The organism is Streptomyces brevispora (genome assembly GCF_007829885.1).
GTDB classification, from domain to species: Bacteria; Actinomycetota; Actinomycetes; order Streptomycetales; family Streptomycetaceae; genus Streptomyces; species Streptomyces brevispora.
Map to the genome: position 1 here is coordinate 254,983 of NZ_VIWW01000001.1, position 22,350 is coordinate 277,332.

Annotated in this window: 19 protein-coding genes; 2 read left to right on the plus strand and 17 right to left on the minus strand. The window is 70.9% G+C overall.

Going from position 1 to position 22,350, the window contains the following annotated elements:
- Positions 1-3: 3 nt before the first annotated feature.
- The 5 genes from FHX80_RS01190 to FHX80_RS01210 form a co-directional block, all read right to left on the minus strand.
- Positions 4-1,719, minus strand: coding sequence for a flavin monoamine oxidase family protein (locus tag FHX80_RS01190; RefSeq protein WP_145762378.1), 1,716 nt, complete (start codon positions 1,717-1,719; stop codon positions 4-6).
- Between the two features lie 47 nt (positions 1,720-1,766).
- Entirely contained in the window at positions 1,767-2,564 is a 798-nt protein-coding gene (locus FHX80_RS01195; RefSeq protein WP_145762379.1) for a carbon-nitrogen hydrolase family protein, read from the minus strand.
- A gap of 323 nt (positions 2,565-2,887) precedes the next feature.
- A complete protein-coding gene (locus tag FHX80_RS01200; RefSeq protein ID WP_145762380.1) occupies positions 2,888-3,343 on the minus strand; it encodes an Lrp/AsnC family transcriptional regulator in 456 nt (151 codons plus the stop codon).
- A gap of 144 nt (positions 3,344-3,487) precedes the next feature.
- Positions 3,488-4,945, minus strand: coding sequence for an aldehyde dehydrogenase family protein (locus FHX80_RS01205; protein ID WP_145762381.1), 1,458 nt, complete (start codon positions 4,943-4,945; stop codon positions 3,488-3,490).
- A gap of 198 nt (positions 4,946-5,143) precedes the next feature.
- Positions 5,144-6,610, minus strand: a complete 1,467-nt coding sequence (locus tag FHX80_RS01210; RefSeq protein WP_145762382.1) for a GuaB1 family IMP dehydrogenase-related protein — start codon at positions 6,608-6,610, stop codon at positions 5,144-5,146.
- Positions 6,611-6,916: 306 nt separating this feature from the next.
- On the opposite strand from FHX80_RS01210, the gene FHX80_RS01215 reads away from it, so the two are divergent.
- Entirely contained in the window at positions 6,917-7,933 is a 1,017-nt protein-coding gene (locus tag FHX80_RS01215; protein WP_145762383.1) for a terpene synthase family protein, read from the plus strand.
- Between the two features lie 72 nt (positions 7,934-8,005).
- Here FHX80_RS01215 and FHX80_RS01220 read toward each other — a convergent pair whose 3' ends face one another.
- The 4 genes from FHX80_RS01220 to fmt form a co-directional block, all read right to left on the minus strand.
- Positions 8,006-9,022, minus strand: coding sequence for a sugar-binding transcriptional regulator (locus FHX80_RS01220; protein ID WP_145767017.1), 1,017 nt, complete (start codon positions 9,020-9,022; stop codon positions 8,006-8,008).
- Between the two features lie 164 nt (positions 9,023-9,186).
- Positions 9,187-9,870 (minus strand): ribulose-phosphate 3-epimerase, encoded by a 684-nt coding sequence (gene rpe, locus FHX80_RS01225; RefSeq protein ID WP_145762384.1) that lies wholly within the window; start codon positions 9,868-9,870, stop codon positions 9,187-9,189.
- Between the two features lie 146 nt (positions 9,871-10,016).
- Entirely contained in the window at positions 10,017-11,450 is a 1,434-nt protein-coding gene (locus FHX80_RS01230; protein ID WP_145762385.1) for an RsmB/NOP family class I SAM-dependent RNA methyltransferase, read from the minus strand.
- Positions 11,451-11,576: 126 nt separating this feature from the next.
- Positions 11,577-12,509, minus strand: a complete 933-nt coding sequence (gene fmt / locus FHX80_RS01235; RefSeq protein WP_145762386.1) for a methionyl-tRNA formyltransferase — start codon at positions 12,507-12,509, stop codon at positions 11,577-11,579.
- Positions 12,510-12,739: 230 nt separating this feature from the next.
- Between fmt and FHX80_RS01240 the strand changes: the two genes are divergently transcribed.
- On the plus strand, positions 12,740-13,285 hold the full coding sequence (locus tag FHX80_RS01240) for a hypothetical protein (RefSeq protein ID WP_145762387.1): 546 nt from the start codon (positions 12,740-12,742) through the stop codon (positions 13,283-13,285).
- A gap of 259 nt (positions 13,286-13,544) precedes the next feature.
- On the opposite strand, the gene FHX80_RS01245 is transcribed toward FHX80_RS01240, so the two are convergent.
- The 8 genes from FHX80_RS01245 to FHX80_RS01280 all read right to left on the minus strand — a co-directional run bounded on the left by FHX80_RS01245 (position 13,545) and on the right by FHX80_RS01280 (position 22,322).
- The gene (locus FHX80_RS01245) at positions 13,545-15,689 is read right to left on the minus strand and encodes a primosomal protein N' (protein ID WP_145762388.1); all 2,145 of its coding nucleotides are present in this window, start codon (positions 15,687-15,689) and stop codon (positions 13,545-13,547) included.
- A 292-nt stretch (positions 15,690-15,981) separates the two neighbouring features.
- Positions 15,982-17,190, minus strand: a complete 1,209-nt coding sequence (gene metK, locus FHX80_RS01250) for a methionine adenosyltransferase (RefSeq protein ID WP_145762389.1) — start codon at positions 17,188-17,190, stop codon at positions 15,982-15,984.
- 242 nt (positions 17,191-17,432) lie between these two features.
- Positions 17,433-18,635: a bifunctional phosphopantothenoylcysteine decarboxylase/phosphopantothenate--cysteine ligase CoaBC gene (coaBC, locus tag FHX80_RS01255; protein WP_145762390.1), complete on the minus strand. Its 1,203-nt coding sequence runs from the start codon at positions 18,633-18,635 to the stop codon at positions 17,433-17,435.
- A 145-nt stretch (positions 18,636-18,780) separates the two neighbouring features.
- Positions 18,781-19,053, minus strand: coding sequence for a DNA-directed RNA polymerase subunit omega (rpoZ, locus tag FHX80_RS01260; protein WP_003970369.1), 273 nt, complete (start codon positions 19,051-19,053; stop codon positions 18,781-18,783).
- A 97-nt stretch (positions 19,054-19,150) separates the two neighbouring features.
- Positions 19,151-19,768, minus strand: coding sequence for a guanylate kinase (gene gmk, locus FHX80_RS01265; RefSeq protein ID WP_145762391.1), 618 nt, complete (start codon positions 19,766-19,768; stop codon positions 19,151-19,153).
- Between the two features lie 38 nt (positions 19,769-19,806).
- Positions 19,807-20,130, minus strand: coding sequence for an integration host factor (locus FHX80_RS01270; protein ID WP_018524251.1), 324 nt, complete (start codon positions 20,128-20,130; stop codon positions 19,807-19,809).
- A 246-nt stretch (positions 20,131-20,376) separates the two neighbouring features.
- Positions 20,377-21,216, minus strand: coding sequence for an orotidine-5'-phosphate decarboxylase (gene pyrF / locus FHX80_RS01275; RefSeq protein ID WP_145762392.1), 840 nt, complete (start codon positions 21,214-21,216; stop codon positions 20,377-20,379).
- Positions 21,213-22,322 carry a quinone-dependent dihydroorotate dehydrogenase gene (locus tag FHX80_RS01280; RefSeq protein WP_145762393.1) on the minus strand — a complete coding sequence of 370 codons (1,110 nt, stop codon included), beginning with the start codon at positions 22,320-22,322 and terminating at the stop codon, positions 21,213-21,215. The genes pyrF and FHX80_RS01280 overlap by 4 nt, the downstream gene beginning before the upstream one ends.
- Between the last annotated feature and the right edge of the window lie 28 nt (positions 22,323-22,350).

Sequence of the window (22,350 nt, forward strand, 5' to 3'; positions counted from 1 at the left end):
CGCTCAGTCCTCCGGGAGTTCGACCGGGGCGATCGCGTCGAAGACGTCGCCCGGGCCGGGGTTGGCCGCGTCGGTCGCACCGCCGAACTGGGACATCACGCCCCAGACGGCGTTCAGTGCGGTCTGTACGGCCCCCTCGGCCCAGCCGGCCGTCCAGGAGATGTCGTCGCCCGCCAGGAACAGACCCCGCTTGTCGGCGGGCAGCCGGTCCTGCATGAAGTGGGTGAAGAGCCGCCGCTGGTAGCGGTAGTGGCCGGGCAGATTGGCCTTGAACGCACCCATGAAACAGGGCTCGTTCTCCCAGGAGACCGTCACCGGGTTGCCGATGATGTGCTTTCTGATGTCGACGCCCGGATAGATCTCGCCGAGCGACTTCAGCATCACGTCCATGCGCTCGGTCGCCGAGAGCGGCAGCCACTTCAGGCTGTCGTCGCACCAGGTGTACGAGAGGCAGATGCTGGCCGGCTTGTCCGGTCCGTCGTCGAGAAGGTACGTGCCGCGCGTCATCCGGTCGGTGAGCGTCATCGACATGGTGTCCCGGCCGGTCGGTTCCCCGTTGCCGTCGACGGCCTTGTCCAGCCAGAACGGCCGGTCGACGGGGACGAACAGCTTGGAGGACTCCATGTAGTGGGTGCGCTCCATCGCCGTCCAGTGGTCGATCGGGAAGAGCGCGTCGTCGCAGGCGATCTTGGAGAGCAGCAGCCAGGACTGCCCGGTGAAGACGGCAGCCCGGAAGGTGCGGATGTCGCCGGAGGCGTCGGTGACGGTGATCCTGTTGCCCGCGGTGCGGTTCAGCCGGGTCACCGCGGGACGCGGCTGCCCGTCGTGCAGCGAGGCCAGCGAGGTGCCGAGCGGCCAGTGGATGATCTTCTGCGGTTCGCGTTCCCAGAGGCGCAGCGGAAGCTGCTGGCTGCCGCCGACGATGGAGCGGTGGTGGTCGTCCGCCTCGGTGTAGACGACGCGCAGGATCTCCAGGATGGAGTTGGGGAAGTCGGTGTCCCAGCCGCCGGTGCCGAAGCCGACCTGGCCGAAGACCTCGCGGTGCCGGAACGACTTGAAGGCGTCGGAGTCGCAGAGGAACCCGTAGAAGGTCTGGTTGTCGAGCTTCTCGACGAGCCGGGCCCAGATCTCCCGGATCCGCGGCACGTCGCGCTCACGCATCGCGCGGTTCATGTCGGAGAAGTCGGCGCCCTCCTCCAGACAGCTGTTCCAGGCGTCCATCACATCCCGGTAGATCTGCGGAAGATCGTCGACGGTCCGGGCGTAGTGCGACTCGCCCTTGAGGTCGACGACGGTCGACGGGGTGGCCGGGGAGAGCGGGTTGGGGAACGGTTTCGTCTCCAGTTCGACCAGGTCGATGTAGTGCTGGAGCGCGGTCGAGGACGGCGGGAAGCGCATGGCGCCCATCTCCGCGGTGAGCGGCTGCCCGTCCACCGTGCAGCCGTCGAACTCGACCGTGCGCAGCCGTCCGCCGATCCGGTCGGCCTCGTAGAGGACGGGCCTGAGCCCCATCTTCATCAGCTCGTAGGCCGTGATGATCCCGGAGAGTCCTCCGCCGATGACCGCCACCTCGCTGCCGTGCTCGGTCGCCGGGATCTGTCCGATCCCGGCGGGGTGCGCGAGGAAGTCGTCGTACGCGTACGGGAAGTCCGGCCCGAACATGGTGATCGGCGGGGCTGCCTCGGTGTGCTGGACGGCGGTGGGCACCGTGGACGTCATGGGGTACGGACTCCTTGCGGGGACGGTGTGTGAGCGGGGCGGCGGGCTCAGACGAGGGAGCCGTACAGACCGGGGCGGCGGTCCCGCAGATACGGGTTGCCGGCCCGGGACGCGGTCAGGAGGTCCGGGTCGACGTCCCCGAGGAGAAGCTCCTCGCCGCGTCCCGCGCGGGCACGGACCGTGCCGTCGGGACCGGCCAGGCAGCTCAGCCCGACGAACTCGAACTCGCCTTCCGGACCGGTCCGGTTGACGTAGGCCACGTACAGCTGGCTCTCGAAGGCGCGGACCGGGACGACCGACTCGGCGACGAACGGGAAGGGGTGCATCAGCGCCGTGGGAACCAGCAGCAGATCGGTGCCGGCGAGGGCGTGCGCCCGTACGTTCTCCGGGAACTCGACGTCGTAGCAGGTCAGGAGGCCGATGCGGACCCCGTCGAGCTCGGCCTGGACGACCGGCCGGTCACCGGGGGTGAACCACCGCTCCTCGAAGTCCCCGAAGAGGTGGGTCTTGCGGTAGTTGGCGAGCGCGGTCCCGTCGGGCCCGATGAGCTGCGCGGCGTTGTACAGGGCGTCGCCGTCGCGCTCCGGGTAGCCGTAGTGAATCGCGAGCCGGTGCCGTGCGGCGATCTCGGCGACGGCCTGCGCGGCGGGCCCGTCGGCGGCCTCGGCCAGCCGGGGTACGTCGTCCCCGATCGCGTACCCGGTCAGGAACAGCTCGGGACAGACGAGCAGCCTGGCCCCGCCGGTGGCGGCGCGCTGTGCGGCGTCTTCGAGCACCTCGATGTTCCGGGCCACCGAGCCCGGGCATCCGGAGCTCTGGAGCAGGGCGGTACGCAACGGCGGCATGGCAGACCTCGGGCGGTGCGGGCGGTGCGGGGACGTACTGACGGTACGGTCCGCGATCGACCCCGGACAAGGCGCGACCGTTGCGCACCGACCGTCGATCCATTGCGTCCGACCGGGTGTACGCGACGATTCATTGCGCCCCGGGTTCCCGCAGGTCAACAACGTGACCCAGGTCTCCCGGGCGCACCCGCACCGGCCGAGTCCAGCCCGTCCGGTGTCCGAGGACGATCGGTCGCCGCGGGGCCCGGCCCGCGCACCGTCACCGGCCGGCGCGCGGCCTTCGCGGCGGCGACGCCGCACCGCTAGGCGGCGACGCCGCACCGCTACCCCGGCGATCCCGACGAGTACCGCCGCAACAGCGGCGAGAGCACCAGCACGGACTTCGTCCGCTCCACGTACGGCTCGCCCGCGATCCGCTCCAGCACTTCCTCGAAATGCCGCATGTCCGCCGCGAACACCTGGACGATCGCGTCGGCGTCCCCGGTCACCGTGGACGCGGACGCGACCTCCGGGAACCGGGCAAGACCATGCTTGATGGACTCCGGCGAGGTGTTGCGGCTGCAGTAGATCTCGATGAATCCCTCGGTCGCCCAGCCGAGCGCCGCCGGATCCACCCGCACGGTGAACCCTGTGATCGCGCCCTCGGCGCGCAGCCTGTCCACCCGGCGCTTCACCGCGGGCGCGGACAGCCCGATGATCGAGCCGATGTCGGCGTAGGAACGGCGGGCATCTTCGGCGAGAGCGTGGACGATGCGTTCGTCGAGGTCGTTCAGTCGCACGTCGTACGGATCACTTCTCTGCGATGACCATGGCAAGGGCTAGGTGACGGCCATGGCGACGGCCGGTTCGGGGGCGGCGGTGCCGCCCCCGAAGTAGACCATGGGCCCGCCCCGCAGGGCGCGCTCACCGCAGGTGGAGCAGGGTCAGAACGGGAACTGCGAGCGCCCGTGCTGCACGGAGATCCACTTCTGGGTGGTGAAGGCGTCGAGCATCGAGTCGCCGTTCAGCCGTCCGAGTCCGGAGCTCTTCTCGCCACCGAAGGGAACGATCGGCTCGTCGTGGACGGTGCCGTCGTTGATGTGGATCATGCCGGTACGGATCCGCTGTCCGACCCGGACACCGCGCTCGATGTTTCCGGTGTGCACCGCGCCGCTCAGCCCGTACGGGGTGTCGTTGGCGATCCGGACGGCCTCGTCCTCGCCGTCGAACGGCACGAGGAGCGCGACCGGGCCGAAGATCTCCTGGGACAGCACCGGCGAGTCGGCCGCCAGACCGGTCAGTACCGAGGGGCTGACGAGGTTGCCGTCGGCCCGCCCGTGCAGCAGTGCGGTCGCACCGGCCTCCACGGTCTGGTCGACGAGCGCGGCGATCGCCTCGGCCTGGGTGGAGTTGATCAGCGGACCGATCTGGGTCGCCGGGTCGGCCGGGTCACCGACCCGCAGCGAGGCGACCTTGGCCACGAACTTCTCGGTGAACTCCTGCTCCACCGAACGGTCGACCAGAATCCGGTTGGCGGCCATGCAGACCTGCCCCTGGTGCACGTAACGGCTGAACACCGCCGCGTCGACCGCGTAGTCCACATCGGCGTCGTCCAGCACGATGAGCGCGCTGTTGCCGCCGAGTTCGAGCACGGAACGCTTGAGGTTCGCCGCGCACACGGTCGCGACGTGCCTGCCGACCTTGTCCGAACCGGTGAAGGAGATGACCTGCGGAACGGGGTGCTCCAGCAGTGCGTCACCGATCTCGGCGATGTCGGTGACCACCACGTTCAGGAGTCCGGCGGGCAGCCCGGCGTCCTCGAACACCTTCGCCACCAGGGTGCCGCCGCAGATCGGCGTGTTCTGGTGCGGCTTGAGCACCACGGCGTTGCCGAGCGCCAGGGCGGGGGCGACCGACTTCAGCGACAGCAGGAAGGGGAAGTTGAACGGGCTGATGACGCCCACCACACCGACGGGCACCCGGTAGACCCGGTTTTCCTTGCCCTCGGTCGGCGAGGGCAGGATCTGCCCCGTGGAGCGCAGGGCGAGCTGGATCGACTCGCGCAGGAACTCCTTGGCCAGATGCAGTTCGAAGGCCGCCTTCAGACGCGTGCCACCGAGCTCCGCGACGATCGCGTCACCGATCTCCGCCTCCCGGTCCTCGACGATCCGCAGCGCCTTCTCCAGCACGGCACGCCGGGCGTACGCGTTGGTGTCGCCCCACGCCTGCTGAGCGGTCTCGGCGGCCCGGTACGCGAGGTCCACCTCGTCGGCCGTGGCGACCGTGATCGAGGCGAGCTTCTCGCCGTTGAAGGGGTTGAAATCGATGATGTCCCAGGACCCCTTGCCCGGCCTCCACTCGCCGTCGATGTACTGATGGGCCAGGTCGGTGAAGAAGGACATGAGATCCCTTACCGGAGAGAGAGGGCAGCTGATGGAGATTCATGTTACTTAGTTTTCAACTGAGTTGGAAAGTGTGAAAGCTTGCACGAGCACCCGGATCCGGACACCTGGAACAGCCCGCGCGAGCCCCCCCGAACGCACCGTGCCCCTTCCGGCGCGAACGGCCTGAAGGGGCACGGATGGTGCGGTGACTCGCAATCAACTCCAGCTGGCGTGCAGCGGCTTGCCCTCCGCGTATCCGGCGGCGCTCTGCACACCGACGACCGCCTTCTCGGCGAACTCCGCGAGGGAGGCCGCACCGGCGTAGGTGCAGGAGGAGCGGACGCCCGCGATGATCGAGTCGACCAGGTCCTCGACGCCGGGACGGGACGGGTCCAGGAACATCCGCGAGGTGGAGATGCCCTCCTCGAAGAGCGCCTTGCGGGCCCGGTCGTACGACGACTCGTCGGAGGTGCGGTTCTTCACGGCGCGCGCGGACGCCATGCCGAAGGACTCCTTGTAGAAGCGGCCGTCGGCGGACTGCTGGAGGTCGCCGGGCGACTCGTACGTCCCGGCGAACCAGGAACCGATCATCACGTTGGACGCGCCCGCGGCGAGCGCCATGGCGACATCGCGCGGGTGGCGGACGCCACCGTCCGCCCAGACGTGCTTGCCGTACTTCTTCGCCTCGGCGGCGCACTCCAGGACCGCGGAGAACTGCGGCCGGCCCACGCCGGTCATCATCCGGGTGGTGCACATGGCGCCGGGCCCGACACCGACCTTGATGATGTCCGCGCCGGCCTCGATGAGGTCACGCACTCCCTCGGCGGCGACGATGTTGCCCGCGACGATCGGCACCTTCGGGTCCAGTGCCCGGACCGCGCGGACCGCACTGATCATGGACTCCTGGTGGCCGTGCGCGGTGTCGACGACCAGCGTGTCGGCGCCGGCGTCGAGGAGCTGCTTGGCCTTGCCGGCCACGTCACCGTTGATGCCGACGGCGGCGGCGATCCGCAGCTTGCCGCCCGCGTCGGTGGCGGGGGTGTAGAGCGTCGCGCGCAGTGCCGCCTTCCGGGTGAGTATGCCGACGAGACGGCCCTGCGCGTCGACCGCGGGAGCCAGCTTGCGGTTGGCGCCGTCGAGCTTGTTGAACGCGTCGCGCGGGTCGATGTCCGCGTCGAGCAGCACCAGGTCCCTGGACATGACCTCGGAGAGCTGGGTGAAGCGATCGACGCCGGTCAGGTCGTGGTCGGTGACCACGCCGACGGGCCGGTGGTCGCTGTCGACGACCACGCCGGCGCCGTGGGCGCGCTTGGGCAGCAGGGACAGCGCGTCGGCGACCGTCTGGCCGGGAGCCAGCACGATGGGCGTGTCGAGCACGAGGTGGCGCGTCTTGACCCAGGTGATCACATCGGTGACGACCTCGATCGGAATGTCCTGCGGGATGACGACGAGCCCGCCGCGACGGGCGATCGTTTCGGCCATCCGGCGGCCCGCGATCGCCGTCATATTCGCGACAACGAGCGGGATGGTGGTGCCGGTGCCATCGGGCGAGGACAGGTCGACCCCTTGGCGGGATCCGACCGCCGACCGGCCGGGGACCATGAAGACGTCGTCGTACGTGAGGTCGTACGGGACCGAGGGGGACTCCGTGTATCGACCGGTGCCGGGTTCAAGAAAACGCATAACACTCATTTTTTCATACGAAATGGCGCAGGTCGTTTCCACGAAGACACAACAAATGACTCCCGCGTTCGTATGTTCCTCCGAGGAACATAGTCGGGAGTCCCGGGCAAGTGGAACCTGCCTTGCCCACAGACCCTACCCGCATCGCATCCGAATCATTGGCGATCATCCCCTCTGGACCTGGTGACAGGGAGTCAGGTAGCTTCAAACGCGCAGGTCCCGCGGGTCACCATGCGCCCCGGGTGGACAGGCGCAATGGTCACAACTTCCGTCATATGTACGACCGGAGAGGATCACGACCCACCCGTGGAGAGCGAACTGCCGGACATCTACTGCCCGTTCCCCCGACGTACGAACCCGCACGTCGAACACGTAAGGGAACATCTCGACCGCTGGACCCGCAACACCGGCCTGGTGCACCGGGATTCAGCCAGGGAGCGCTTCGAGCAAGCGGACTTCGGGGCCTTCGTAGGCATGGTGTACCCGACCGCCGACAGTGAGAATCTGGACCTTGTCGCCGACTGGTTCGTCTGGCTGTTTCTCGTCGACGACCAACTGGACGACGGTCACCTCGGCCGCAGCCCGGACCGGGTACGCCATGTGGTCGCCATGATGCAGTCCGTGGTCAACGGCGCGGGCGCACCGGCGGACGTGGAACTGCCGGCCGCTGTCGTCGCCCTCGCCGATCTGTGGGAACGCACGATGCCCACCTCCGCGGCACACTGGCGGCGCCGCTTCTCCTGGCACCTGATGACGTATCTCACCACCGCCACCACCTGGGAGGCCGGGAACCGGGCCGACGACGTGGTCCCGCCCGAAGCGACGTACATCGAGAAGCGCCGCCACACGGGTGCGATCCATGTCTGCATGGACCTGATAGAGATCGTGGCCGGTATCGAGGCACCCGAGTCGATCCACAACGACCCCCGGTTCATCACCGCGCTGGAAGCCTCGTGCAACGTCGTGTGCTGGGCCAATGACGTGTACTCGTACGAGAAGGAGCAGGTACTCGGCGAGATCCACAATCTCGTCCATCTGGTCCGGCACCACCGCGGGTACGGCGAGCAGCAGTCGCTCGACCACGTCTGCACCGAGATCGCCACCGAGACCGAGCGCTTCCTCGCCGCGGAGAACGAGCTGCTCACCGCGTACCCGCAGCTCAACTGGATGCTGGAGCCGTATCTGGACGGGATGCGGAGCTGGATGCGTGGCAATCTCGACTGGTCGCGGCAGACACCGCGGTACAACCCTGCCGACGTCAGCCAGTACAAGGAGCCGGCGCAGTATCTGGAGGCGACGGTCCTGGGCGTGCGGCAGGACTGACCCGGGCCGGCGCGAGCATCGAGGGCGTGGGGGTGCGGGCGGTGTCACCGCCCGGGCCCCCGCGCCCTTCGCTCACTCCCCGTCGGGGTCGGCCCGCTCCAGCGCGGGCCGGCGCGGCACGGCCGAGTCGGTCAGCAGATAGTCGGCCGCCGCGGTGTCCGTCACCAGACTGGTGACCAGTCCGGACCGCAGTACCGCGCCGATCGCCGCCGCCTTGCGCTGGCCGCCCGCGATCGCCACCACCTCGGGAATCCGGCGCAGCCGGTCCGCCTCGACGGTGATGCAGCGCTCGCCGAGGTCCCGGCCGACCCGCCGCCCCTCCGAGTCGAAGAGGTGCGCCGACATCTCGGCGGCGACGCCGAGCGAGGCGTAGTGCTCCCGCTCCTCGTCGGACAGCATGTCGTGGACCGTGGAGATGCCGGGCTCCCAGGAGCCGATGGACACCGCCGCGACCGTCACCTTGTCGAAGTAGTCGAAGGCGCGGGCGATCCCGGTCTGGTGGCGCAGCGCGGCGGCCGTCGCCGGGTCGGGCAGCAGCATCGGCGCGTAGATCGGGTGGGCCTCGCCACCGGACACCTGGGCGGCCCGCCGGACCGCCTCGACCGAGCCGCGCTCGGCGGTCCCCGCGTCGTACACCCCGGTGAGCTGCACGACCGTGCACGGCGGGAGCCGGTCCAGGGCCGCCGCCATGTGGATGGTGGACCGGCCCCAGGCGAGCCCGAGCACATCGCCCTCGTTCACCAGTTCGCCGAGCAGGTCGGCCGCGACCTCGCCCAGGTTCTCCGGGTCGGCGGCGTCGTCCTGCTCCTCGGCGGGGGATTCGACCACGACCGCGTGGCGCAGCCCGTAGCGGGCGCGGAGCGCGTCGGAGCGCTCGGCGTCCAGCTCGGCGGGGACCCGGATCTCGATCCGTACGAGGTCACGCTCCAGCGCGGTCTCCAGGACCCTGGCGACCTTGAAGCGGCTGACGCCGAACTCCTCGGCGATCTGGATCTTGGATTTGCCCTCGAGGTAGAAGCGGCGGGCCATGGCCGCCGCCTGCACCAGCTCCGCGGGCCCCATCCGCAGGGCGGACCGGCCCGCCGACATTGCAGACACCGCGCTCTCCTCACTCCTGTTCACGCTCTTGATACGCCGTTCATCCTGTCAGATACGGCGATCCTTGATCGGCCCCGTCGGACCACGTTCATCTGCCCTTGGCCGGGCCGACCGGCAATCGGGGGCCGAAGCGGCTGTCTGCTCCGTCGCCCGGGTCAGTGGCCGCACGCCCACTCCGCCGAGGCGATGGCTCCGTCGGCCTTGGCGCGCAGGGCCCGTACCGCCGCGGCCGGGTCCTTGGCGCCGTACACGGCGGAGCCCGCGACGAAGACATCGGCGCCCGCGTCGGCGCACCGCTCGATGGTGGACTCGGAGACCCCGCCGTCGACCTGGAGCCACAGTTCGAGACCGTGCCTGGAGATCAGCTCACGGGTGCGGCGGATCTTCGGCAGCATGATGTCCAGGAAGGACTGGCCCCCGAAGCCCGGCTCCACCGTCATGATCAGCAGCATGTCGAGCTCGGGGAGCAGGTCCTCGTAAGGCTCGATGGGCGTCGCCGGCTTGAGCGCCATGGACGCGCGGGCGCCCTTGGCCCGGATCTCCCTCGCCAGCCGCACGGGGGCGGCCGCGGCCTCCACGTGGAAGGTGACGGATCCCGCCCCCGCCTCGACGTACTGCGGGGCCCAGCGGTCCGCGTCCTCGATCATCAGATGGCAGTCCAGCGGCGTGGCCGTGGCCCTGCTGAGCGATTCCACGATCGGAACGCCGAGGGTCAGATTGGGCACGAAGTGGTTGTCCATGACATCGACATGGAGCCAGTCGGCACCCTCGACGGCCCGCGCCTCCTCGGCGAGGCGCGCGAAGTCGGCGGAGAGAATGCTGGGGTTGATCTGGGCCATGGGCCAAGCCTGCCACGTTCTGCGGCACTTCCCCGCTTCAGTGCGCTCCAAAGCCTCACGGGATCATTACGGTTCGCACATTCCAGACTTTTCGCCGCCGGTCCGGGGGCGGCGGCTCCGTCGGCCGGTGTGAACGGCCGGTGTGATCAGCCGGTACGCCGCAGCAGGGCGAGGTACATCGCGTCCGTGCCGTGCAGATGCGGCCACAGCTGGACGTCCGGTCCGTCGCCGAGGGCGGGCACCCCGGGCATCAGCGCACGGGCGTCCACCCACTCGGCCTCGACCGGCGCCCCACCGCGGCCCTTGAGCACGTCCTCGACGACCACCCGGGTCTCCGCGAGGTGCGGGGAGCAGGTCGCGTATCCGACGACGCCACCGATCCGTACGGCCTTCATCGCCTCGCGGAGCAGACCGCGCTGGAGCGGCGCGAAGCTCTCCAGGTCCTCCTTGCGGCGGCGCCAGCGGGCCTCCGGCCGGCGGCGCAGCGCGCCGAGACCCGAGCACGGGACGTCCATCAGGATCCGGTCGAAGGTGCCGGGCTGCCAGGGCGGGCGGGTGCCGTCGGCGGTGATCACCTGGTACGGGCCGGGGTTGCCGGCCAGGGAACGCTCGACGAGGCGGGCCCGGTGCGGCTGCTTCTCGGCCGCCAGCAGGGCGGCGCCGCGTCCGGCCGCGAGGGCGGCCAGCAGGGCGGCCTTTCCACCGGGGCCGGCGCAGCCGTCGAGCCAGCGGGTGTCGCGGCCTTCCAGCGGGGCGTTGGCGAGGGCGGCGGCGACGAGCTGGCTGCCCTCGTCCTGGACACCGGCCCGGCTCTCCTGCACGGCGGTCAGCGCGCCGGGCTCGCCGCCCTCGGCCATCCGCACGGCGTAGGGCGACCAGCGTCCGGGGAGTCCGTTCTCCTCGCCGAGTGCCTCCAGCAGCTCCTCGGTGGTGGAGCGGCCGGGCCGGGCGACCAGGGTGACCTCGGGCCGCTCGTTGTCGGCCTCCAGCAGGTCCTCGATGCCGGCGCGCCCGCCGCCGAGGGCGTCCCAGAGTGCGGAGACGACCCACCGCGGGTGCGAGTGCACGATGGCGAGATGGTCCTCGGCGTCGTCCTCGTACGAGGGCGCGACCCGCGCCACCCACCCGTCGAGGTCGTCGGCGGACACCTTGCGCAGCACGGCGTTGACGAACTTGGCGCGCCCCTCGCCGAGCACCACCCGGGCCAGCTCCACACTGGCGGAGACCGCGGCATGGGTCGGGATACGGGTGCCGAGCAGCTGGTGCACGCCCATGTTCAGCACGTCCAGCACCGGCGGGTCCACCTCGCGCAGCGGCCGGTCGATGCAGGCGGCGACGATCGCGTCGTACGTGCCCTGCAGGCGCAGCGTTCCATAGACCAGCTCGGTCGCCAGCGCCGCGTCCCGGCTGTCGAAGTCCCCCTTGGCGCGGGCCTTCTTCAACAGCGGGGGAAGGACGAGGTTGGCGTACGCGTCGCGTTCGTCGACAGCCCTGAGGGCCTCGAAGGCAAGGAACCGGACCGGGTCCTTCTGCGGGCGGCGGTGCGGTGTGGCGGGACGGCGACGCGGCTGGTCGTTCACGTGAAAGGTGCTCCGCTGATGGTGAGAGGACGAACTGCCCCAGCCTACGTCCCCGCCCCGCCCCGCCGTTCCGCAAGAGGCGCCGAAGGCCCTGGAGCGCCACGCGCGGAGCCCGCGGGGAAGGTGCTAGATCCCCACGAGCTCGCCCGCGACGATGCGCACCCCGCGTGCCCAGTCCGCGGCACGCATCGGCTTCTTGCCCTGCGGCTGGACCCAGAGCAGCTCGATCGCGTGCGATCCGGTGCCCACGTAGACGTTGTTCTTGGCCACGGACAACTCGCCGGGCGCCAGATCGGTCCGGTCCAGAACGGGCACGGCCTGGATCAGCTTGAGCCGTTCCCCCCGGAAGAGGGTCCAGGCGCCGGGGGCGGGAGTGCAGCCGCGGACCACCCGGTCGACGCGCAGCGCGGGCGCCGACCACTGGACCTGGGCGTCCTCGACGTTGATCTTCGGTGCGAGGGTGATCCCGTCGGCGGGCTGCGGAACGGCGTGCAGGGTGCCGTCCTCGATGCCGTCCATGGTCGCGACGAGCAGACCGGCTCCGGCGAACGCCAGCCGGGTCAGCAGATCACCGCTGGTGTCGGTGGGCCGGACCTCTTCGGTGAGGACGCCGTACACGGGCCCGGAGTCGAGCCCCTCCTCGATCAGGAAGGTGGAGGCACCCGTCACCTCGTCGCCCGCCATGACCGCGTGCTGCACGGGTGCGGCGCCGCGCCAGGCCGGGAGCAGCGAGAAGTGGAGGTTGACCCAGCCGTGGGCGGGTACCTCCAGCGCCGTCTTGGGCAGCAGTGCCCCGTAGGCGACGACCGGGCAGCAGTCCGGTGCGATCTCCCGCAGCCGCGCCAGGAAGTCCTCGTCCCGTGGCCGGGCCGGCTTGAGCACCTCGATCCCTGACTCCTCGGCCCGCTCGGCGACGGGACTGGCCACCAGACGGCGGCCGCGCCCCGCAGGCGCGTCGGGCCGGGTCACGACGGCGGCGACCTCGTGCCGGTCGGAGGCGATCAGGGCGTCCAGTGCGGGTACGGCTACCTCGGGGGTGCCTGCGAAGACGAGCTTCATGGGTGGCTGACTGCCTCTCAGGCCGAAACGTTACGGTGACGAGCAACGCACCAGTCTATGGGCCCGGCGGCCGGGGGGCGTACGCATCGTTGCGCGCCCCTCGCACGTGCGTATACGCCCCCGAAGCGTGACCACATCCCCGGGTGAGGCGTTGGTCAAGAGAGATTGACCGAAGCGAGCCGCCACGGTGCGGCCCGATCCCTTTCAACGCCGGTTCGAGAGGCTTCTTCATGGCCGAGCACGCAACCCACGACGCCCAAGCGCGGGCCAGCCTGCATCTTCTGGTGCGAGACATCGAGCGGGTCCGGCGGCAGGTGGACGCGCTGCGCACGCTCACCGCCCAACTGGGCAACGTCTACCGTCCGCGCCGCTCCGGCCCGTCCGCGGGCTTCGTCGTCTACGGCAGGGCCCCGGCCCCCACCGTCAGGCTGGCGCAGGAACTGCGGGACAGTGTCGAGACCCTGGTGACGGCGGCGGTGGACTTCGACCGTTCGCTGGGCTTCTCCTGGGACGCAGTGGGCTCCGCGCTCGGGGTCACCAAGCAGGCGGTCCACCGCCGCTACGGCGCACGGCGCACCACCCCTCAGCCGTTGGCTGCCGAGGTGGACGAGCCCGCGGTGCAGCGTCCGGTACCGGTGGTTCCCGGCTCCCCCGCGGCGGTCGCGCTGCCCGCCGTTCCGGCCGCGCGCTCGATGCCTCCGCAGCCGTCGGCGGACCGCCCGTCCCTGCGCGAGGACCTGCGCCCGGGCGCCTTCCCCGGCCCGCGCAACGGCTGACACCACACCTGTGTGCCTGCCCCGCCACACCCTGGCCACCGGGACCCACCGGGGCAGGCACCCCCCGATCCCCCCAGGCCCGCCCGCGCCGCACTCGGGCTCGCGCGGGCCCCATCAGGCCGCAGCTCGCCCATCGAGCCCGCCCGCGCCCGCTCAAGCCCGTCCGGCGGCTGAGGACGAACGGCCCAGCGGGCGCCCCCGCGCCGTCGCGCCCCGGCCCCGCCTCAATCCGCCCCGCCGCAGGCGCCTTATCACCCGGTCACCCGATATCTGGCGGATCCACCCGAATCCGCACCGTACCTCCACCGCCCCGGGACATCCGCGCCGCCTGCGCCGCCTTCAGCGCGGCCGCCAACGCCGCCCCGCTGCCCGGGCGCACCCGGACCAGGGCCCGCTCCCAGGTCTCCCCCGGCGGTGCGTCGAAGGGCCTGCGGGGCCGCCCCGGCTCGCTGCCGGGGACCGGCACCGGGCCGAGCACCTCCGCGTCCGGCGGCAGGTCCGCGGCGGACAGGAACGCGGCGAGCGCCTGCGGCTCGCCCGTCACCGAAGCCATCCGGGACACCGGCGGAAAGCCCAGCTCGGCCCGTTCCGCTAGCTCACGGCGCGCGTGCCCGACCGGGTCCCAGCGCACCAGGGCCTGCACGGGCCGCAGCGTCGGCTCGGCGACGATCACCACCGTGCCGCCCTCGGGCTGCCCCCGTACCAGCGCGGCGGCAGCTGTCCAGCGGCGCAGCGCCTCCTCCCCGGCCCGCAGGTCGGGGCGGCCGACCATCGCCCAGCCGTCCAGCAGCAGCGCCGACGCATAACCGCCCTCGGCGACCGGTTCGGCGCCCGGGGTGCTGACCACGAGTGCGGGCTGGTCCGGTACGGAGTCCAGCACATGGTCGCGCCCGGAGGTACGCACCGGCACGGCGGGAAACGCCCGGCCGAGCTCCTCCGCGGTCCGGCGGGCGCCGACGATCTGTGCGCGCAGCCGCCGGCCCCCACAGGCGACGCAGTGCCAGGACGTCTCGGCCCGGCCGCACCAGGCGCAGTTCAGGTCCTGCTGGTCGGGCGCCTCCAGCGGCCCCGCGCAGTGCCGGCACCGCGCGGGCTCCCGGCAGCGCTCGCAGGCCAGCCTCGGGGCGTACCCGCGACGCGGCACCTGCACCAGCACCGGGCCGCTGCGCAGTCCGTCACGCACGGTCTGCCAGGCGAGGCTGGGCAGCCTGGCGGCCCGTGCGGCGCCGTCCCGTGCGAGCTCGCCGTCGCCGACGGTACGCACCAGCGGCGCCGCGATCCGCGTCTGCTCCCGGTCGGCGCGCAGCGGCAGTGCCCAGCCGCTCTCCACCAACTGGGCCGCCTCCACGGTGCAGTTCGTACCGCCGAGCAGGAAGGCGCACCTGCTGTGTGCGGCCCGTAGCTCCAGGACCTCGCGGACGTGCGGGAAGGGGGCGTTGTCATCGCTGTGGCTGGAGTCCCCGTCGTCCCAGATCACTACCAGGCCGAGGTCGGCGACCGGGGCGAACATCGCGGCCCGCGTCCCGACCACCGCCCGGACGGACCCGCGCCGCACGGCGAGCCACTCCCGGTACCGCTTCTCGGGCCCCGAACCGGCCGTCAACAGGGCGTGCCGGCCCTCCCCGAGGATCCCGCGGAGCGCCGCGTCGACCCGGCCCGCCACCCGCCCGTCGGGCACCACGACCAGCGCGCCGCGTCCCGATGCGAGGGTCGCGGCAACGGCCCTGGCGATCTCCTCCGGCCAGTGCGGGCCCGGCAGCGCGGTCCACACGGCCCGCGGCGCACCCCCCGCGGCGAGTGCCTCCAGGAACGCCGCCCCCTGCCCGTACCGCGCCCAGGTACCCGGAGCGGGCGCCGCGGGCGGCGGCAGCGGTTCGGGAGACGGTCTGGACTCGGCCCGTGCGTTCCTCGGCGGCACCGCGAGCTGCAGGACGTCCGCGAGGCTGCCCGCGTAGCGGTCGGCGACGGCCCTGGCGAGACCGAGCAGCTCCGGCCCGAGGACGGGTTCGGGGGACACGACGGAGGCGAGCGCGGCCAGTGCGCCGCTGTAGTCGGACTCGGCCAGCCGCTCGACCAGGAATCCGTCGATCAGCCCGCCGCCCTCGCGCCGCCCGCCCCGGACGTTGCGCCCCCCGGCACCGAAGCGCACCCGTACCCGCACCCCGGGCTGCGCATCGGCGTCGAGTTCCTCGGGGACGGCGTAGTCGAAGTACTGGTCGAGATGGAGCGCGCCCTTGTTCACCAGGACGCGGGCGACGGGCAGCTCACCGGCAAGGGTGGCTCCGCGCCAGGTCCGTGGTTTGGCGCGGGGCACCTTGGCCTGCCGCACCGTCTCCCGGATCAGCGCAAGCTGTTCCGGCGCCCCGGTGTCGGGCTCGTCGGACCGCTCGTTGTCGCTGCTCACAGCCAAATTCCTACCAGACGCCACTGACAGCGGCGCCGGACGGACGTGTGGGTCTCCCGAGATCAGGCAGGCCGCGGCGGGATTCCCTTCACCACGGGGCAGCGCCCCGCTCCAGAAGTATCCGCGGCCTTCGCACCGGGAGAACATCATCTCATGGCCCCCGCGCCTCGGCGGCGCCCCCGAATTCCGCGGCCCCGCCCGGTCCGGGCAGACGGTACGCCGGAGCCCGGACGCCGTTGACGGCGTCCGGGCTCCGGCGAACAGGGGTGCCCGCAAGGGGGAGCCGGCGAACCTACAGGCCCGCGGCCTTGCGCAGTGCGTCCACCCGGTCCGTGCGCTCCCACGTGAAGTCGGGAAGCTCGCGGCCGAAGTGGCCGTACGCGGCGGTCTGGGCGTAGATCGGACGGAGCAGGTCGAGATCGCGGATGATCGCGGCCGGGCGGAGGTCGAAGACCTCGCCGATGGCGTGCTCGATCTTCTCGGTGTCGACCGCGGCGGTGCCGAAGGTCTCGACGAAGAGGCCCACCGGCTCGGCCTTGCCGATCGCGTAGGCGACCTGTACCTCGCAACGGGCGGCGAGGCCCGCGGCGACGACGTTCTTGGCGACCCAGCGCATCGCGTAGGCGGCCGAGCGGTCCACCTTCGACGGGTCCTTGCCGGAGAAGGCGCCGCCGCCGTGACGGGCCATCCCGCCGTAGGTGTCGATGATGATCTTGCGGCCGGTCAGACCGGCGTCGCCCATCGGGCCACCGATCTCGAAGCGGCCGGTCGGGTTGACCAGCAGGCGGTAGCCCTCGGTGTCCAGCTTGATGCCGTCCTCGATCAGCTGCCCGAGCACGTGCTCGACGACGAACTCGCGGATGTCGGGCGCGAGGAGCGAGTCGAGGTCGATGTCGCTGGCGTGCTGCGAGGAGACGACGACCGTGTCGAGACGGACGGCCTTGTCGCCGTCGTACTCGATGGTGACCTGGGTCTTGCCGTCGGGGCGCAGGTACGGGATGGTCCCGTTCTTGCGGACCTCGGAGAGGCGGCGCGAGAGCCGGTGCGCGACGTGGATCGGCAGCGGCATCAGCTCGGGCGTCTCGTCGCAGGCGTAGCCGAACATCAGGCCCTGGTCGCCGGCACCCTGCTTGTCGAGCTCGTCCTCATCGCCCTCGACCCGCTTCTCGTACGCGGTGTCGACGCCCTGCGCGATGTCGGGCGACTGCGCGCCGATGGACACCGAGACGCCGCAGGAGGCGCCGTCGAAGCCCTTCTTGGAGGAGTCGTAGCCGATCTCCAGGACCTTGTTGCGTACCAGCGTCGGGATGTCGGCGTAGGCCTTGGTCGTGACCTCACCCGCAACATGCACCAGACCGGTGGTGATCAAGGTCTCGACGGCGACACGCGACGTCGGGTCCTCGCGAAGGAGTGCGTCGAGAATGGTGTCGCTGATCTGGTCAGCGATCTTGTCGGGGTGACCCTCGGTAACGGACTCCGAGGTGAAGAGACGGCGGGACACATCGCTCCCTGGGGTTGCAGCGGCTGCTGGCTGATCATTGGGCGGACGGTCCGGGAGCTGCGCCCGGTACGATCCTGGACCAGTTTATCGGTCGGCTCCGGCTGTCGGACAACGTGTCTCGCCCTTTGGGAGTTCTGTGACATGCGGCACGGGCGCCCGGAGGCCCTCCGGAAGTCTCCGAAGGCGCCGTCGAAGCCCGCGCCCCAAGGGATCGGGGCCGCCGGGGCGAGGACACGGGAATTTCATCCAAGACGCGCCGACACGAGATCCCAGACCGTGTCGGCGAGCGCTTCCTTGGGTCCGAACGGCACCGGGGTCTCGCCGCCCCCGGCCGCGAGCACCACCGCTTCGTTCTCCTCGGAGCCGAAGGTCCTGCGCTCCCCCACCTCGTTGACCACCAGCAGGTCGCAGCCCTTGCGGCGGAGCTTCTCGCGACCGTTGGCCAGGACGTCGTCGGTCTCGGCGGCGAATCCGACGACGATCTGCTCCGGGCGGGCGCGTCGCCCGGCGACCTCGGCGAGGATGTCCGGGTTGCGGACGAGTGTGATCGGCGCGGGCTCCTGGCCGTCCTTCTTCTTGATCTTCCCCGTGGCGTACTCGGCCGGGCGGAAGTCGGCGACCGCCGCCGCCATCACCACGACGTCCGCGTCCGACGCCGCCTTCAGCACGGCCTCGCGCAGCTGCATCGCGGTCCCGGCCCGGACGACGTCGGCCCCGGACGGATCGGGCAGGCCGGTGTTGGCCTCGATGAGCGTGACCCGCGCGCCGCGGGCGACCGCGGTGCGGGCGAGGGCGTATCCCTGCTTCCCGGAGGAGCGGTTGCCGAGATACCGGACCGGGTCGAGCGGTTCCCGGGTGCCGCCCGCGCTGATCACCACATGGCGGCCCACCAGGTCGGGTGCGACGGGGCCGCGGGCCAGCACGCGTCGGCAGACCTCGAAGATCTCGCCCGGGTCGGGCAGCCTGCCCTTGCCGGTGTCGACGCCGGTGAGCCGGCCGACAGCGGGCTCGATGACGAGGACGCCCCGGCGGCGCAGGGTGGCGACGTTCTCCTGAGTGGCCGGGTGCTCCCACATCTCGGTGTGCATGGCGGGCGCGAGGACGACCGGACAGCGGGCGGTGAGCAGCGTGTTGGTGAGCAGGTCGTCGGCCAGGCCGTGCGCCGCCCTGGCGAGCATGTCGGCGGTGGCGGGGGCGACGACCACGAGGTCGGCGTGCTGCCCGATCCGCACGTGCGGTACCTCGTGGACGTCGTTCCAGACCTCGGTCGACACCGGGTGGCCGGAGAGCGCCGACCAGGTGGCCGCGCCCACGAAGTGGAGCGACGACTCGGTCGGCACGACCCGTACGTCATGGCCGGACTCGGTCAGCCGCCGCAGCAGTTCGCACGCCTTGTACGCGGCGATGCCCCCGCTGACGCCCAGTACGACCTTCGGCTTCTCCACTGCGTCTCCCCGCACTCGGGTACGTACTCGGATACGTACGCACCCATGCTGCCTCACCGCCGCGGACGCCGGTCCGCCGCCCCGGACACACCACAGGCCCGGCGGATGGTGACCGCCGGGCCTGTGGTGAAGGTGCGTTTCCTGCTTACTGCGCGGGGCCCTCGATGGCCTCGGAGGTGAGCAGGCCCGCGTTGATCTCGCGGAGCGCGATCGAGAGCGGCTTCTCGTGCACATGGGTGTCGACGAGCGGACCGACGTACTCGAGGAGTCCCTCACCGAGCTGCGAGTAGTACGCGTTGATCTGACGCGCGCGCTTGGCGGCGTAGATCACGAGGCTGTACTTCGAGTCGGTTGCTTCGAGGAGCTCATCAATCGGCGGGTTGATGATGCCCTCGGGCGTGGTGATGGAAGAGGACACTCTCTGCCTTCCGAAGGGGGTGAAGATCAAAGAAATCTTTGACAGTCAGGGGCTGTGTGGTGCGGTCCCCGTGTCGGTGCGTCTACTGAGTTCAGTTTCAGTCGCTTCCTGCACGGTGGCCGGAAGCCTCCAGCATCAAGGCTAGCAGCTCACGCGCCACATCCTCGACGGAGGTATTGACAAGCGTCGTATCGAACTCGGATTCGGCAGCCAGTTCGATCTTGGCCGCGCCGAGACGACGCTCGATCACCTCGGGCGCCTCGGTTCCGCGGCCGGTGAGCCGGCGGACCAGCTCGTCCCAGCTCGGCGGCGCCAGGAAGACCAGCTGGGCGTCGGCCATCGACTGCCGGACCAGCCGGGCGCCCTGGAGATCGATCTCCAGCAGCACCGGCTCACCGGCCTCCAGCCGCTCCTGCACGGCCCTGCGCGGGGTGCCGTAGCGGTTGCCGGCGAACTCGGCCCACTCCAGCAGTTCGCCGTTGGCGATGAGCTTGTCGAACTCTCCGTTGTCGACGAAGAAGTAGTGGACACCGTTGCGTTCGCCGGGGCGGGGCTTTCGGGTCGTCGCCGACACCGAGAGCCACACCTCGGGGTGAACCTTGCGCATATGCGCGACGACCGTGCTCTTGCCGACCCCCGAGGGGCCGGAGAGCACGGTCAACCGCGGACGTACGTCCGGGGGTACGGGGGACGTCCCCCGGGATGTTGCAGCCATGGAGCGATTATCCAGGTTCTCAGGAGTGCCTGAGAACCTCAGGCGGCGCTGCCGCCGAACTCACGCTCCAAGGATGCGATCTGGTTGGAGCCAAGACCCCGGACCCGGCGGCTCTCGGAGATGCCGAGCCGCTCCATGATCTGCTTGGCGCGGACCTTGCCCACGCCGGGCAGGGACTCCAGCAGGGCGGAGACCTTCATCTTGCCGATGACGTCGTTCTCCTGGCCCGACTTGATGACCTCGTGGAGGGAGGCGCCGGAGTGCTTGAGTCGATTCTTGACCTCGGCCCGCTCCCGGCGAGCCGCGGCGGCCTTTTCGAGCGCGGCTGCGCGCTGTTCAGGGGTAAGGGGCGGAAGAGCCACGCCTACGTCACCTCGGATGTCGATCTGTCGGATACGGACCGGTGAGGCAACTGGATCGCCCCTCACCTGGTGAGCCAACGCACAACCTGTGTGCGTTGGCTCTCGACGGAGACTAGCGGCCTGGGCCGCCGGAGTCAGCGAGAACAGACGAAAAGTCCTGGTCAGCCTTTGTCGACCAGGACATTCCTGGCATAACAACCGAGTTTTTTGGTCAGGATTACGTCAACACGCAGTTACGTGGGATGGTCAGCCGTCCGAGACGACCGCGCGGACCTCGTCCGCGAACCGCTCGGCGGCTTCGCGCAGCCCTGCCGCGTCCGGACCGTGGCGCAGCACGCCCCGGCTCACGCTGGGCAGCACATTGCGTACCGCGTCCCCGAAGACCCCCGGCAGATCCGCGGGGGTCGCGCCCTGGGCGCCGATGCCGGGCGCGAGCAGCGGTCCGTTGATCGCGAGGTTCACACCCGCGTCGCCGAGCGTGGCCCCGACCACCGCGCCGACCGATCCGAGCGGGGTGACCCCCTCGTTCTCGGCCGCCATGTGGTCGAGCATCAGCTGGGCCAGCGAGCGGCCGTCGGCCGCGGTGGCACGCTGCACCTCGGCGCCCTCCGGGTTGGAGGTGAGGGCGAGCACGAAGACCCCCGAGCCGGAGATCTCGGCCGCGTCGAGCGCCGGCCGCAGCGAGCCGAAGCCGAGGTACGGGGAGACGGTGACCGCGTCGGAGAACAGCGGCGAGTCCTTGTCCAGGAAGGTGGCCGCGTAGGCGCCCATGGTGGAGCCGATGTCGCCGCGCTTGGCGTCCATCAGGACCAGGGCCCCGGCGGCCCGGGCCTCCTCGACGGTCTTCTCCAGGACGGCGATGCCGCGCGAGCCGAAGCGCTCGAAGAACGCGGACTGCGGCTTGAGCACGGCGACCTGGCCGGCCAGCGCCTCGACGACCGTGCGGGAGAACCGCTCCAGGCCGGCGACGTCGTCGTTCAGTCCCCAGGAGGTGAGCAGGGAGGCGTGCGGGTCGATGCCGACGCAGAGCGGACCACGGGTGTCCATGGCCCGGCGCAGACGGGCGCCGAAGGGTTCCTGAGTCATTTCGCGGCCTTCCTGGATTCCGCGCCGACGGCATCGGCGAGGGTGGCGTACGGGGAGGCGGCCAGGCGTGCGGCCAGGCCCTTGTGGATCGCGCGGGCGTAGAACGGGCCCTCGTAGATGAAGGCGCTGTAGCCCTGGACGAGCGTGGCACCGGCGAGAAGGCGCTGCCAGGCGTCCTCGGCGTTCTCGATGCCTCCGACACCCACCAGGGTGATCCGGTCGCCCACGCGCCCGTAGAGGCGGCTCACGACCTCCAGGGAGCGCTCCTTGAGGGGTGCGCCGGACAGTCCGCCGGTCTCCCCGGTCAGGGACGGTGAGGACTTCAGGCCCAGGCTGTCGCGGGCGATGGTGGTGTTGGTGGCAATGATGCCGTCCAGGCCCAGCTCGACCGCGAGGTCGGCGACCGCGTCGATGTCCTCGTCCGCGAGGTCGGGGGCGATCTTGACGAGCAGCGGCACCCGGCGGTCGGTGACGGTCCGGTCGGCTGCCTCGCGCACGGCGGACAGCAGCGGGCGCAGCGACTCGGTGGCCTGGAGGTTGCGCAGGCCCGGCGTGTTCGGCGAGGAGACGTTGACGACGAGGTAGTCGGCGTGGGCGGCGAGCCGCTCGGTGGACTTCACGTAGTCGGCGGCGGCCTCGGCCTCGGGGACGACCTTGGTCTTGCCGATGTTGACGCCGACCGTGGTCCGGAAGACCGGCACCCGGGCGGCCAGGCGGGCGGCCACGGCGGCCGAGCCCTCGTTGTTGAAGCCCATGCGGTTGATCAGCGCGCGGTCAGCGACGAGGCGGAACAGCCGCTTCCTGGGGTTCCCGGGCTGCGGTTCGCCGGTGACCGTGCCGATCTCGATGTGGTCGAAGCCGAGCATCGACATGCCGTCGATCGCGACGGCGTTCTTGTCGAAGCCGGCGGCGAGGCCGAAGGGGCCGTGCATCCGCAGGCCGAAGGCCTCGGTGCGCAGTTCCTCGTGGCGCGGTGCGAGGGCGGCGGCGACGAAGGTGCGCAGGACCGGGATGCGGGCGGCGAGGCGGATCCACCGGAACGCGGCGTGGTGGGCCTGTTCCGGGTCCATGCGCTTGAAGACCAGCTGGAAGAAGATTTTGTACATCACGGTGTCCTCATGAAGAGGGGGACAC